Annotated in this window: 12 protein-coding genes; 1 reads left to right on the top strand and 11 read right to left on the bottom strand. The window is 72.2% G+C overall.

What is annotated here, in order from left to right; genetic code table 11:
- The 10 genes from ABT299_RS20785 to ABT299_RS20740 all read right to left on the bottom strand — a co-directional run bounded on the left by ABT299_RS20785 (position 1) and on the right by ABT299_RS20740 (position 9,194).
- Entirely contained in the window at positions 1-870 is an 870-nt protein-coding gene (locus ABT299_RS20785) for an ABC transporter permease (protein ID WP_190858224.1), read from the bottom strand.
- Positions 863-1,798 carry an ABC transporter ATP-binding protein gene (locus tag ABT299_RS20780; RefSeq protein WP_500251723.1) on the bottom strand — a complete coding sequence of 312 codons (936 nt, stop codon included), beginning with the start codon at positions 1,796-1,798 and terminating at the stop codon, positions 863-865. Before ABT299_RS20780 ends, ABT299_RS20785 begins: the two co-directional genes overlap by 8 nt.
- 14 nt (positions 1,799-1,812) lie before the next feature.
- On the bottom strand, positions 1,813-3,066 hold the full coding sequence (locus ABT299_RS20775) for a LolA family protein (RefSeq protein ID WP_500251722.1): 1,254 nt from the start codon (positions 3,064-3,066) through the stop codon (positions 1,813-1,815).
- Positions 3,067-3,082: 16 nt separating this feature from the next.
- On the bottom strand, positions 3,083-3,859 hold the full coding sequence (locus ABT299_RS20770; protein ID WP_433149180.1) for an ABC transporter permease: 777 nt from the start codon (positions 3,857-3,859) through the stop codon (positions 3,083-3,085).
- Positions 3,856-5,439 (bottom strand): ABC transporter permease subunit, encoded by a 1,584-nt coding sequence (locus tag ABT299_RS20765; protein WP_500251721.1) that lies wholly within the window; start codon positions 5,437-5,439, stop codon positions 3,856-3,858. Before ABT299_RS20765 ends, ABT299_RS20770 begins: the two co-directional genes overlap by 4 nt.
- Positions 5,436-6,368, bottom strand: coding sequence for an ABC transporter ATP-binding protein (locus tag ABT299_RS20760; protein WP_190858235.1), 933 nt, complete (start codon positions 6,366-6,368; stop codon positions 5,436-5,438). The genes ABT299_RS20765 and ABT299_RS20760 overlap by 4 nt, the downstream gene beginning before the upstream one ends.
- Positions 6,369-6,403: 35 nt before the next feature.
- Positions 6,404-7,711: a sensor histidine kinase gene (locus tag ABT299_RS20755; protein WP_500251720.1), complete on the bottom strand. Its 1,308-nt coding sequence runs from the start codon at positions 7,709-7,711 to the stop codon at positions 6,404-6,406.
- A gap of 28 nt (positions 7,712-7,739) precedes the next feature.
- Positions 7,740-8,426: a response regulator gene (locus ABT299_RS20750; protein ID WP_387029977.1), complete on the bottom strand. Its 687-nt coding sequence runs from the start codon at positions 8,424-8,426 to the stop codon at positions 7,740-7,742.
- A gap of 198 nt (positions 8,427-8,624) precedes the next feature.
- Entirely contained in the window at positions 8,625-8,852 is a 228-nt protein-coding gene (locus ABT299_RS20745; protein WP_500251719.1) for a hypothetical protein, read from the bottom strand.
- A gap of 105 nt (positions 8,853-8,957) precedes the next feature.
- A complete protein-coding gene (locus tag ABT299_RS20740) occupies positions 8,958-9,194 on the bottom strand; it encodes an MbtH family NRPS accessory protein (RefSeq protein WP_190858249.1) in 237 nt (78 codons plus the stop codon).
- A 212-nt stretch (positions 9,195-9,406) separates the two neighbouring features.
- On the opposite strand from ABT299_RS20740, the gene ABT299_RS20735 reads away from it, so the two are divergent.
- Positions 9,407-10,909 carry a tryptophan 7-halogenase gene (locus tag ABT299_RS20735; protein WP_190858252.1) on the top strand — a complete coding sequence of 501 codons (1,503 nt, stop codon included), beginning with the start codon at positions 9,407-9,409 and terminating at the stop codon, positions 10,907-10,909.
- A 115-nt stretch (positions 10,910-11,024) separates the two neighbouring features.
- On the opposite strand, the gene htpG is transcribed toward ABT299_RS20735, so the two are convergent.
- Positions 11,025-12,953, bottom strand: a complete 1,929-nt coding sequence (gene htpG / locus ABT299_RS20730; RefSeq protein ID WP_500251718.1) for a molecular chaperone HtpG — start codon at positions 12,951-12,953, stop codon at positions 11,025-11,027.
- Positions 12,954-13,118 lie beyond the last annotated feature (165 nt).

Raw genomic sequence — 13,118 nt, 5'->3', positions numbered from 1 at the left:
TCAGCCCGTCGCGTCGGCGGTGCTGAACCTGGCCCATGCGATCGAGCAGAACAGCACCAGGTACGCCCCGAACGAGAGCAGCCCGTGCAGGACGCCCGCCGTGTCGGCCGGCTCCCGCAGCAGCGCGTCGAACGAGGTCCACCAGTGGGTCGGCAGGTACGGGCGGATCGCGGCGAACTGCAGCACGTTGTCGGCGACCTCGCTGGCGACGACCAGGACGGTGACGGCGGCGACGGCGCCGATCGCGTGCTCGGTGAAGGTGGAGACGGCCAGGCCGATCGCGCCGAGCGACGCCATCCCCGCCGCCACGTACAGCGTGACGAGCAGCAGCCGGAGGATCCCCTCGACCAGCGGCACGGAGGTCCCCGACAGCAGCGTCACCGGCCCCAGCGGGAACAGCAGCGCGCCGGTGGCCAGCGCCACCGCCGTCACGGCGAACGTGACGGCGGTGCCGAACACGACGATCACGGCGTACTTGACGGTGAGCAGCCGGGTGCGCCCGGCCGGCACCGCGAGCAGGTACCGCAGCGTGCCGGAGCCGCTCTCCCCGGCGATCGAGTCCCCGGCGACCACGGCGACCGCGAAGGGCATGATCAGGGTGACCAGCAGGGCCAGCGCCATGAAGCCGAGGAAGATCCCGTTTCCGGTGAGCTGGCCGAAGAACGCCACGTTCGGCCCCCCGGTGGCGCCCGGCGGCGGTGCCTGCGCGCGCATCCCGATGCCGATGGCGACCGGGAAGGCGGCGACCACCGCGAGGAGCAGCTGATTGCGGCGCCGCCCGAAGACCAGCCGCAGCTCGGAGCGGAACAGGCGGAGCCAGGCGCGAACCGGCGCCGGCGCCCCCGCCGCGGGCGTCGTGACCTCAGTCATCGACCTCGAACCCCTCCCCGGTGAGCCCGACGAACAGGTCCTCGAGCGCGGGCGCGGTGACGCCGAAGCCGCGGACGCCGACCCCGGCGGCGACCAGCTCGGCGCAGATCCGCTCGGGCTTGTCGTCCGCGAGGTCCGCCGACACCTCGTCGCCGGCGGTCCGCACGCCGGGCAGGCCGAGCCGGGTGAGCACCGCCTCCGCCGCCGCGGGACGGGCGGTCTCCACCCGGACCCGTACCGCGCTCGTGGCGCGCAGGTCCGCCAGCGAGCCCTGGAAGGCCAGCCCGCCCGCGCGCATGACGCCGACGTGGGTGCAGACCTGCTCGACCTCGGCGAGCAGGTGCGAGGAGAGGAAGACGGTGACCCCGCCGGCCGCGATGTCCCTGATCAGGGCGCGGACTTCACGGGTGCCCTGCGGGTCCAGGCCGTTCGTCGGCTCGTCCAGGACGAGCAGGTCCCGGGGCCGCAGCAGCGCGGCGGCGATCGCCAGCCGCTGTCTCATCCCGAGCGAGTAGTGCCGGTACCTCTTCCTCGCCGCGGCCGTCAGGCCGACCCTGTCGAGCGCCTCGCCGACCCGCTCGGACGCGGTCCGGGGATCGGCCGTCCGGCCGGCCGCGTCGTACCGCAGGAGGTTGTCGCGGCCGGTCAGGAACGGGTAGAACGCGGGGCCGTCGATCAGCGAACCGACCCGCGGCAGCACCGCGGGCGCCGCGGCGGGCATGGGGGAGCCGAGCAGCGTGACCGTGCCGCCGGTGGGGAAGACCAGCCCGAGCATCATCCGGATCGTGGTCGTCTTCCCCGATCCGTTCGGGCCGAGGAACCCGTACACCGAGCCGCTCGGTACGGCCAGGTCGAGGTGGTCGACGGCGACCTGGCCGTTGCCGAACCGCTTGGTGAGCCCGTCCGATGCGATCGCCCACGTGTCCATGCCGGATGCTCCGGTCACTTGCCGGGGGCCGGGGTCGCCACGTGCCGCCATGGCTGCGACTCGGCCTTGCCGATCCGCCCGACCGCCTGGTAGAGGACGTCGGGTGCGACCGCGCCGGCCAGGACGTGCCCGTTGCCGGTGAACAGCACGGAGAGCACGCCGGTCCGCAGCAGACGACCGCTGCCCCACGCTCCGCGCACCGGCTCGGCGAACCGCTCCAGCGAGCTCAGCGCCGTTCCCGGGTCCAGGTCGGGCGACGCCGCGGGCCCGTTCGCGGGCGCCTTGACCGACGCCTTGTCGGAACCGCTGAACGGTGCGCGCCCGCCCTTGGACGCGCCGCGGGCCGCCGCGGGCACGGACGACTCGGGCAGGTCGGCGACGGCCAGCCAGCCGCTGCCGATCAGGCCCGTCCCGCCCAGGAGGGGGACGCCCTGGGCGGCGTCGGCGGTGCCCTTGCCGGAACCGGCCTTCCCGCTGCGCCGGTCCTGCCCCTGCAGGACGGTCGCCCCGGCGGGCGGGCGGAAGGCGAAGCGCGTGGACGGCCGGGCGAACGAGACCGAGCTGTAGCCGACGCTGAAGGCCGGGGCGGTCGCGTCCTTCCCGTACACCTGCACCCGCAGCGGCACGTTGCGGGCGCTGTCGATGGCGATGCGCACCGTGCCGATCAGCGAGCCGCCGCTCTTCGGCGCCAGCACGAGCTGGTAGGCGGGCCGGCCCGCGACCGTCACCGGCGCGGCGGTGGTCACCGTCGTGGTCGGGCCGGCCTTGGCGAGCGCCTGCTCGGCGGCCTGCTGCGGCGTGACCGGCAGGGGCGTGGCGGGCGGCGCCTGCGCGTCGGCCGGCAGTGCCGCGTGGACGGCCTGGTTGGCGGCGCTGTCCCACAGCCACAGGCTGCCGCCGTTCCTGATCAGGTCGAACTCCTTCATGCGCTGCGGCAGTTCGAGCCGGTAGTGCGCCGGATCCGCGTACCAGACGCGGATCGTGTTCGATCCGGCGAGCAGCGACTGGAGCGGGGACGCGCCGGCCGCCGGTGGCGGCGATGGAAGGCCCAGCGACGCCGTCTCGCTGATCGTCCCGTACAGCGGCGGCACGGACGCCCGGTCGGCGACCGCGGCGAGGAGCTGCCCCGCCGTGCGCGCCGGCAGCCGCGGCGGCGGTGGCGCGGCCGCGGAGAGGGCGGCCGGCGCCAGCGTCCCGCCGAGCATCGCGACGACCGCGGCGGGAACCGCCCACCTGGCATGGCGTGACGGGTGCGGTGGCCGTGTCATCTCGTCCTCCTCGCTTTCATGCGTCCCGCAGGCGGAGCACCAGCCCGCCGGTGATGAGCGCCCCGCAGGCCCAGGCGGTGAGCACGCCGAGGCCCGCCCAGGGACTCATCGGAAGACCGCTCAGCCCGACGGTGGCCTCGATGTTCATTCCGGCGGTCATCGGCCCGATCTCCTGGATGTGGCGCGACGCCGAGGTGTTTCCGAGGGCCGCGCTGAGGATGGGGAAGAGGTAGAGCAGCCCGAGGACGACGCCGATCGCCGCGGCGGCCTCGCGCACGGCGGCGGCGACACCGATGCTGAGCAGCGCGATCAGCGCGAGGTAGAGCACCGACCCGCAGGCCGCGCGCAGGACCGGGCCGTCGCTCAGGGACAGGGACGGGTAGCCGTGGGCGGGGCCGATGCCGTTCCCGGGCAGGATCAGCCGCCCGGCGAGCAGCGACCCCAGGACGGCGACCGCGCCGGTGGCCAGGACCGGTCCCGTGACGATGGCGGCCTTGGCGGCCAGCACGGTGAGCCGGTGCGGCATCGCCGCCAGCGTGAGGCGGATCATTCCGGTGCCGTACTCCCCGCTGACCGCCATCACCGCCACGACCGCGACGACCGCCTGGCTCAGGTAGATCCCGGTGAGGCTGATCTTGGCGGGGTCCTCGGTGCAGTTCCCGGCAGGGCACTTGACGGCCGCCCCGGCCGTCGCGCCTATCACCACGGTGAGCGCGGCGGCGGCGAGCAGCAGCCAGGCATTGCTGGGGACGGTCCGCAGCTTCGTCCACTCGGCGTGCAGCGCGTTCTTCACGCGTCTCTCCTGCGCATCAGGACGGTCCCGACGACCAGCGCGAGCGCGGCCCAGGCGCAGAGGACGGCGAAACCGGCCCATGGCGCCAGCGGGTAGTAGCCCCACTGTGGTGTGTAGGCGGTACGCACCTGGTCGTACTGCGGGATCGCCTGCTGGATGGCGAAGCCCGCGGCCGGGGTGACCCGCAGGAGCCACCGGGCCGCGCCGACCGGCAGGACCGACGTCATCGCGAGGACGTAGGGCAGGATCACCGTCGCGATGACCACGGTGACCGTTCCGGCGCTGTGCCGGATGACGGCGCCGACGCCAACGGCGAAGACGGTGGCGACCGCCAGCAGCGCGGCCGTCCCCACCAGCACGCGGGCCTCGGTGCCGGCCGTCATCGGGATGACCGAATAGCCGTTGCCGTGCAGCAGGCTCTCGCCGATCGGCACCGTGATGCCCACGGCGACCAGCCCCGCGACGAACGCGACGGCGCCGATCACGATCGCCTTGGCGGCCAGGATCCGGCCGCGCCGGGGGCTCGCGGCGACGGTCAGCCTGATCAGACCGCGCCGGTACTCGGTCGTGATGAACAGCGCGCCGATCACGACCATCGCGATCATCCCGGCGAACACGCCCTGCAGGATGCTGTTGATGGACTGGACGCCCACGTTGCCGGACCCGCTGACGGCCGGGGCGATGTCCCCGGAGCCGGTCACGGTGTAGCCGCCGCCGGCGGTCGGCCTGTGCCCGCCCAGGTGCGCGATCGGGTACGCCTGGGTCTTCTCGCCGACGAACGTCCCGCTCCAGTTGCCGCCGGACCAGCCGCCGGCCAGCCCCACCCGGTCGAACTCGGCGGTGGCCGCCGTGGGGTCGGTCGAGCCGGATCCGGACAGCAGCTGCTGGTTCCCCGGTGGCGTGAACTCGGGGGAGGTGACGAACAGCCCGGCCTCCACCGTCGACCCGAGCCCGGCGAGCCGGGTCGTGCCGATCTTGGACCAGGTGGTGCCGTCGGCGGAGTCGTAGCCGGTCAGGGTGTTGCCGGAGCGCGTCAGCCGCAGCCACCCCGGCGACGACGCGGAGACCTTGCCCGGCCTGCCGGCGATGTCGTGGGTGTAGTCGTACTGCATCCGCACGCCCTTGCCGCCGGTGGCCATGACCGCGGCGTACGGCGCGCCCGGCTTGGTGCTCGCGGCGACGAGCAGCCCGGCCTTGGACCATGTCTGCAGCGACGGGACCGTCCGCGGCGTCCCCTGGACGCTCAGGCCCGACTGCCGGACGCCGGTCAGCGAGGACACCCGGACGGTGATGCTGCCGTCGCCGCTCAGCTGCTGGCGCAGGAAGTAGTAGCTGTCCGTCACGCCCTGGCCGCCGGGCCCGGTCGGGACCGTCGGGTGGCACACGCCCTCGCCGCAGCCGTTCTGGCTGTTGAGCCCGGTCATGATCCCGATCAGCACGGTCACCAGGATCGCGACCGCCATGGTGACGACCCAGCCGCGGACGGTCCGGTACTTGGTCAGCTCGGCCCGCAACAGCTGCGCGAAGCCGGCGTGCCCGGCCGGAGCGGCCGAGCGGTGGGGGATCACGGGGGCGGTCATCGGCGTGCCTCCGTGGCCGGCTCGGCACGGTAGTCGACCGCCTCGCGGGTCAGCTCCATGTAGGCCTCCTCCAGCGAGGCCCGGTGCGAGGAGATCTCGGAGAAGGGCACCGCGTTGCCGCTGAGCAGCGCCGCGATGCGCTCGGCGGGCAGCCCGGACACGGTCAGGACGTCCCGGTCGGTGACCGCCACCGTGCCCCCGGCGTCGGTGAGCACGTTCATCGCCTCGCCGCGCGCGCTGGTCCGCAGCGTCACCCGGCCCGCGGACGCGGACGCGATCAGGGCGGCCACGCTCGTGTCGGCGATGACCTTGCCGCGGCCGATCACCACGAGATGGTGCGCCGTGTCCTCCAGCTCGCTCATCAGGTGGCTGGAGACCAGCACCGCCCGGCCCTGCGCGGCCAGCGAGCGGAGGAACCCGCGCATCCACACGATGCCCTCGGGGTCCATGCCGTTGAACGGCTCGTCGAGGATCAGGATCGGCGGGTCGCCGAGCAGCGCCGCCGCGATGCCGAGACGCTGGCGCATGCCGAGCGAGAACGTGCCGGCCTTCCGCTTGGCGGCCGAGCCCAGCCCGGTCCGCTCGAGCGCGGCGTCGACCTGGCTCGCGTTCAGGCCCTGCGAGTGGGCCAGCCAGAGCAGATGGTTGCGTGCCGAGCGGCTGGGCTGCAGCGCCCCCGCGTCCAGCAGCGACCCGACCTTGGTGAGCGGCCGCTCCAGGCTCGCGTAGGGCTTGCCCCCGATCAGGGCGGTGCCGGAGTCGGGGGTGTCGAGGCCCAGGACGGACCGCATCGTGGTCGACTTGCCGGCTCCGTTCGGCCCGATGAAGCCGGTGACCTCGCCCGGCCGCACCGTGAACGTGACCCCGTCCAGCGCCACGGTCGACCCGAACCGCTTGTGCAGCCCGGCGATCTCGATGGTTGCTTCCATGACGGCAACGCTACGGACGCGGGGCGCTCAGATCGTCACGCGGGCGAGCGGCCTTCGCCGTGGCTGGCGGGAGGGACGGCCGCGGCGTTCTCGTCCCCCACAAGGGGGACCCCACCGGGCTCGACGGGCGGATCGGCGCCGGGCTTGACGGGCAGATCGGCCTCGATCAGCAGGCCGCCGCTGCCGGCACTGCCGAGGCGCAGCTCGCCGCCGACGGACGCGGCCCGCTCGCGCATGCCGTGCAGCCCGTGGCCGCCCGCCCGGCCGCCCCCGACGAGCCCGGGGCCGTCGTCGCGGACGCGGAGCCGCAGCATGTCGCCGGTGTAGCGCAGCTCCACATCGACGGCCGCTCCGGGCGCGTGCCGCCGCGCGTTGGTCAGCGCCTCCTGGACGATGCGGTAGGCGGCCAGCTCGGTGCCGGGTTCGAGCGCGGCGGGCGGCCCGGAGACGATCAGGCGGGTGCCCGCCCCGGAGGCGCTCCTGGCATCGTCCACGAGCGTGTTGAGGTCCTGCAGGCCCGGCTGGGGATGGCGCTCGGGGGCGTCGGCGGAGTCCTCGCGCAGGACCCCGAGCAGGCGCCGCATCTCGGTGAGTCCGGTCCGGGCGGTCTCGCTGATCTCCATCAGCCGCTCCGCCCCGGCGGGGGGCATGCCCGGGGTGGTGAGGCGGGCCGTCTCGGCGCGCACGACGACCATCGAGATGTGGTGCGCGACGACGTCGTGCAGCTCGCGGGCGATCCGCGCGCGCTCGCCCCTGGCCGTGTGCGCGACCATGGTCTCGGCGATGACCTTCCGGGCGGCGTCGTACCGCCGCGCCTCGCCCTGCGCCCGGTCCGCGATGCCGGCCCACGCGGCGGCCGGTCCCAGCGAGGCGAGCAGCACCGCCAGGACCCGGACCTCGGTGACCCCCGCCCCGTCCGCGGCGATCGCGGTCACGGCGAACGGAACGGCCACGGCCGACGCGGCGAGCCGCGTCCAGGGGCGCGGCGGCAGGCGCCTGCCCAGCCGGTACAGGGCGATCAGGGTCGCGCATGCGCCGGCGCCGGTCAGCGTGCGGAACGCGGTGAGCGACAGCACGGCCGCGGCGTAGCAGGCCGCGGCGGCCGCGGCGGGCGGGAGGAACGCGACCGGCAGCGTGGTGCCGAGCGCGAGCCCGACCGCCGCGACGAGGACGAACAACCGCGCGTGGTAGTCCGGATGGGTGAGCGCGAAGCGCACGCCCGCCTCGGTCACGGCGGCCAGCCCGAGCAGCAGGCCGGCGGCCGGGACGGCATGCGGCCAGGCGGCGGCCCTCGCCGCGGCGGCCCGGACCGCCGGGACGCGCCGGGAACCCTCCGTGCTCATGCGGCCATTATCGCCACCGCCGCGGCGGCTACGCCGTTCCGGACGAGCCCGGGACGATCAGCCCGTTCTCGTACGCGGCGATGACCGCCTGGGTGCGGTCGCGCAGCCCGAGCTTGCTCAGTATCCGGCTGACGTGCGTCTTCACCGTCTCCTCGGTGACGACCAGCTGGGCGGCGATCTCCGGGTTGGACAGGCCCTCGGCGACCAGCCGCAGCACCTCGGTCTCGCGCGGTGTCAGCGCCGCGAACGCCCCGGAACCGGCGGGCGCCTGGGGGCGCAGCCGGCTGAACTCGTCGATCAGGCGGCGGGTGATGGCCGGCGCGAGCAGCGCCTCGCCGTCCGCGATCACCCGCACCGCGTCGAAGAGCCGCTCGGCCGTCACGTCCTTGAGCAGGAAGCCGCTGGCTCCGGCCCGCAGTGCCTCGTACACGTACTCGTCGAGGTCGAACGTCGTGATGATGAGGATGCGCGGGGCGTTGGCGGCGGAGGCGAGCTGCTGGGTGGCCTCGATCCCGTCCATGCCGGGCATCCGGATGTCCATCACGATGACGTCCGGCCGCAGTTGCCGGCAGAGCCGCACCGTCTCGGCGCCGTCGCCGGCCGTGCCGATGACCTCGAAGTCCGGCTGGGTGCCCATCAGCGCGGAGAACCCCGCGCGCACCACGGCCTGGTCGTCGGCGATGAAGATCCGCACGGCGGAACGCGGCTCATCCATGCCCTGGCGCCACCCTCACGTACCGTCGCAGCGGATCACCTGAGGCAACGATACCGTGGCGCCCGCCCGATCGACGGGCCCCGCACGAAGCCGGCCCGGGCCGCGCACGAAGCCGGTCGGGCCGCGCACGAAGCCGGTCGGGCCGCGCACGAGGCCGGCCCGGGCCGCCGCGCGGTCCGGGCCGGCCGGCGAGACCGGTTACGCGGACTCCGCCTGCGTTCCCGCCTCCAGGGCCGGCGCGGACGGCTCCGGCTCGGCATAGGCGAACGCCAAGTCCTCGGGAATGGCGAACTTCAGCGTGTCCGTGCAGAAGTCCTCCCATTCCGGGGTGACCAGCGTGAAGAGCCGCTTGTCCTTGTCCTTGCCGACCGGGCTGAGCAGCACCGTCAGCTCGTCGCAGAGGAACACCGACGCGTCGTCGGGCATGTCCCGCTCCTCCGGGGCCGCCGCTTCCGCCCAGCCGGGGAACTGGCGCAGCTCACCCAGCTGATAAAGCTTGCAATACTTCTTCATCTCCTACGGCACCTCCGGTCACTCGGCGTTCGCTTGCTCGCCGTCCATGGCGAAACGGAGGCTCTTGGGCCGCATGTCGGTCCAATTCTCCTCGATGTAGCTGTCGCACTCCTCTTTCGAGGCGCACACGCCCGTCTCGTCCCAGCCGCCCGGGACATCGAGGTCCGCCGGCCACAGCGAGTACTGCTCCTCGTGGTTGATCAGGACCTTGAACCGGGCCTCCGGCGAATCGAAGTCGAAGCTGACTGTCCGCACCTGACCTCCCTGCTTTCTGCTCGGCCCCGCGTGGAAATGCGGTTTATTTCCCGCCGCAATAGTAAGACCGCCCGGATGGTGCCGCGCCGTTCAACCAGCGCGCCGCAGCAGTTGAACGGCGCGGTCGGCGCCATTTTTAGGTAACAAGTCGCGATGTTATCATCTGGCCCCGGGATGGCCGAGTTCGGCAATCCGTAGCCGAAAGGTGAGACATGATCCCTGCAAACGCCGAAGAGGTCGATGTCGTGGTCGTCGGCGGCGGGCCCGGCGGTTCGACATTGGCGTCGCTGATTGCGATGCAAGGTACCCGCGTACTGGTTCTGGAAAAGGAGACCTTCCCCCGTTACCAGATAGGGGAGTCCCTGCTTCCGTCGACGATCCACGGCGTGTGCCGGCTGACGGGGGTCAACGAGAAGCTCGCCAAGGCCGGCTTCACCCACAAGCTGGGCGGAACGTTCAAGTGGGGGTCCAACCCCGAGCCGTGGACGTTCGCCTTCGGGGTCTCGCCGAAGATGACCGGTGAGACCTCGCACGCCTACCAGGTGGAGCGAAGCACGTTCGACAAGATCCTGCTCGACCACGCGCGCGAGCTGGGCGCCGTCGTGCGGGAGAACTGCGCCGTCACCGGGGTGCTCACGACCGGCGACCGGGTGTCCGGGGTCACGTACACGGATCCGGACGGCGCGGAGAGAAGCGTCCGGGCCAAGTACGTGGTGGACGCGTCGGGGAACAAGAGCCGGCTGTACCGGGACGTCGGCACCCGGGAGTACTCGGAGTTCTTCCGCAATCTCGCGATCTTCGGGTACTTCGAGGGCGGCAAGCGCCTGCCGGCGCCGAGCTCGGGGAACATCCTGAGCGTCGCGTTCGACGGGGGCTGGTTCTGGTACATCCCGCTGAGCGACTCGCTGACCAGCGTCGGCGCCGTGGTGCGCCGGGAGCTGGCGGACCAGGTCCAGGGGGACCCGGAGGAGTCGCTGTCCGCCCTGATCGCCCAGTGCCCGCTGATCAGCGAGTACCTGAGCGACGCCACGCGGGTCACCGAGGGCCGGTACGGCGAGATCCGGATCCGCAAGGACTACTCGTACCACAACACGAAGGTCTGGCGCCCCGGCATGGTGCTCGTGGGCGACGCCGCCTGCTTCATCGACCCGGTGTTCTCCTCGGGAGTGCACCTGGCCACCTACAGCGCCCTGCTGGCCGCGCGATCGATCAACAGCGTGCTGGCCGGGACCCTGGACGAGGCGACCGCGTTCCGGGAGTTCGAGCTGCGGTACCGGCGGGAGTTCAGCGTCTTCTACGAGTTCCTGATGTCGTTCTACGACCTGCACGAGAGCGAGGACTCGTACTTCTGGGCCGCCAAGAAGATAACCAAGACGACGTCGTCCGAACTGGAGTCGTTCGTCGACCTGGTGGGGGGCGTGTCCTCCGGTGAGGCCGCGCTCTCCAACGCCGACGTCCTCGCGAAGCGGTTCAAGGGCGAGTCACGCGAGTTCGCGGGCGCCGTGGACGAGATCATCGCCAACAAGGGCCAGAGCATGCTCCCGCTCTTCCGGTCGTCGGTCGTCCGCCAGGCGATGCGCGAGGGCGGGCAGGTCCAGTCGCACGCCATCCTCGGCGAGGACGTCGAGGGCGAACCGCCGGTCTTCGAGGGCGGGCTCGTACCGTCCGGCGACGGGATGTTCTGGGTCGTCCCGGAAAGCAAGCCGGCGCCGTAGCCGCCGGCACGAAGGCCCGCACCACGGTGCGGACGGCCACCGCCCGCATGGCCCGCATCCGCGGCCATGCGGGCGGTGGCCGTTCGTGCCCGCGGCGTTCCTTACACGGCGCCCATCAGCCGTCCGCTCCACCGGAGCCGTCGGTGAGCGCGGTGAGCAGATCGGTCAGCCGGCCGACGAACGCGGCGGGATCCTCGATCCGGGCACCGAAGGTGAGCACCCCCTGGTTGAACAGGACGTGTGCCCAGTCGGCCATCCGGTCGTCGTCCAGCCTCTCGTTGAGCCTCTGGATCAGCGGATGCTTCGGGTTGAGCTCCAGCACCGCCTGGCGGGGCAGCCCGGCACCGCGGAGCCGGTGCATCAGGTTGACGTCGATCTCCGGCTCGTTGCTCACGATGCACGCGGGCGAGGTGGTGAGCCTGGTGGACAGCCGCACGTCGAACGCCAGCCCGGACAGGTAGGCCTTGAACCTGCCCAGCAGCGCCGCGTACTCCGCGTCCGCCTGCTCCTTCTCCTGCTTCTCCTCCTCGTCCGCCAGCGCGCCCAGGTCCCCGGCGCCCTGCGCCACGGACTGGAACCTCCTGCCGTCGAAGTCGTGCAGGCTGGAGACCACCCAGTTGTCGACGCCCTCGCCGAGCAGCAGCACTTCCACCCCCTTGGACCGGAACGCCTCGAGATGGGGGCTCGCCTTGGCAGCGGCCGGCGACGGCGCGAGCAGGTAGTAGATGTGCTCCTGCCCGTCCTTCATCCGCGCCACGTAGTCGGCCAGCGAGACGTCCGCGCCGTCGGCCGCGGACCTGGTCGAGGTGAACCGCAGCAGCTTCGCGATGTCGTCCCGGTTGGAGTAGTCGTCGGCGACGCCCTCCTTGAGCGTGCCGCCGAACTCCTTCCAGAACACCGCGTACTTCTCGGGCTCGCGGTCGGCCATGTCCGCCAGCCGCCGCAGGACCTTCTTCACGGCGTTGATCCGGATGTTGTCGACCGCCCGGCTGCCCTGCAGGATCTCCCGGGACACGTTCAGCGGGAGGTCGGCGGAGTCGATCACGCCCCGGACGAAGCGCAGGTACTTGGGCAGGATCTGCCCGGTGTCCTCCATGATGAACACCCGCTGCACATGCAGCCGGACCCCGTTCCGGGAATTCTGCACCCACAGGTCGTACGGCGCCGTGCCCGGGATGAAAAGCAGCAGCGTGTACTCGTAGATTCCCTCGATCTTGGCGTGTACCCAGGCGAGCGGGTCGGAGGCGTCGCCGGAGATGTGCCGATAGAACTCGGTGTAGTCATGGTCGGCCAATTCGTCCTTGGGCCGGGCCCATAGCGCCGATGCCTTGTTGATCGTCACATCCGGCCGGGGGCCGGCCTCGTCTCCGTCCTCCTTTTCACCGGGCTCGCCGGGCATGAGGATCGGCACGCTGATGTGGTCGGAGTACTTCTCTATGATCGACCGGAGCCGCCAGCTGTTCAGCAGGTCCTCCTCGCCGTCCTTGAGGTGCAGCACGATCGTGGTGCCCCGGTCGGCGCGCTCGATCGTCTCCAGCGAGTACTCGCCCTTCCCGTCCGACGTCCACCGCACCGCCTCGCCGGCTTCCAGCCCGGACCGCCGCGTGGTCAGCACCACCTTCTCCGCCACGATGAACGCCGAGTAGAAGCCCACCCCGAACCGGCCGATCAGCGCGGCGTCCTTGCGCTGGTCGCCGGTCAGCGACCGCAGGAACTCCTGGGAGCCGGACCTGGCGATCGTCCCGATGTTCTCGATCACCTCGTCCCGGCTCATCCCGATGCCGTTGTCCGCGATCGTGATCGTGCCCGCGTCCTTGTCATGGCCGACCCGGATCCGCGCCGGCCCCTGGGCATCGGGTGATTCGCCCGCCGCCAGCAGTTCCAGGCGGAGCCGGTCGATCGCGTCCGAGGCGTTCGAGATCAGTTCGCGCAGGAAGATCTCCTTGTTGCTGTACAGCGAATGGGTCATCAGATCCAGGATCTGCACGGCCTCCGCCTGGAAGCTGAACACCTCTTGCCCGGACCGTTCCGCCGCCACCGTCATTTCCGCCTCCGTCCGCAGCCCGCCAATGACGCGCCGAGTGTAACTCCCCGGTGTGTTCGCCGCCAGCATGGCTTCGGCCGGCGGCGCCAATTCTCCGGCAACTCGATTCCCGTATGAATCGCGGGCGGGCAAGGGCGTGCGCGGGCAGCGCATGGCGCCCGTAAG

The sequence above is a fragment of the Spirillospora sp. NPDC000708 genome, from assembly GCF_040299565.1.
Classification (GTDB): domain Bacteria; phylum Actinomycetota; class Actinomycetes; order Streptosporangiales; family Streptosporangiaceae; genus Spirillospora.
Note: the sequence above shows the minus strand (reverse complement) of the source record. Positions and strands in the feature narration are given on the sequence as shown.

What these genes read in the sequence shown, in the direction of transcription:
- ABT299_RS20785 (WP_190858224.1), bottom strand. Translation starts at nt 870, where the DNA reads ATGACTGAGGTCACGACGCCCGCGGCGGGGGCGCCGGCGCCGGTTCGC.
- ABT299_RS20780 (WP_500251723.1), bottom strand. Translation starts at nt 1,798, where the DNA reads ATGGACACGTGGGCGATCGCATCGGACGGGCTCACCAAGCGGTTCGGC.
- ABT299_RS20775 (WP_500251722.1), bottom strand. Translation starts at nt 3,066, where the DNA reads ATGACACGGCCACCGCACCCGTCACGCCATGCCAGGTGGGCGGTTCCC.
- ABT299_RS20765 (WP_500251721.1), bottom strand. Translation starts at nt 5,439, where the DNA reads ATGACCGCCCCCGTGATCCCCCACCGCTCGGCCGCTCCGGCCGGGCAC.
- ABT299_RS20760 (WP_190858235.1), bottom strand. Translation starts at nt 6,368, where the DNA reads ATGGAAGCAACCATCGAGATCGCCGGGCTGCACAAGCGGTTCGGGTCG.
- ABT299_RS20755 (WP_500251720.1), bottom strand. Translation starts at nt 7,711, where the DNA reads ATGAGCACGGAGGGTTCCCGGCGCGTCCCGGCGGTCCGGGCCGCCGCG.
- ABT299_RS20750 (WP_387029977.1), bottom strand. Translation starts at nt 8,426, where the DNA reads ATGGATGAGCCGCGTTCCGCCGTGCGGATCTTCATCGCCGACGACCAG.
- ABT299_RS20745 (WP_500251719.1), bottom strand. Translation starts at nt 8,852, where the DNA reads ATGCCCGACGACGCGTCGGTGTTCCTCTGCGACGAGCTGACGGTGCTG.
- ABT299_RS20735 (WP_190858252.1), top strand. Translation starts at nt 9,407, where the DNA reads ATGATCCCTGCAAACGCCGAAGAGGTCGATGTCGTGGTCGTCGGCGGC.
- htpG (WP_500251718.1), bottom strand. Translation starts at nt 12,953, where the DNA reads ATGACGGTGGCGGCGGAACGGTCCGGGCAAGAGGTGTTCAGCTTCCAG.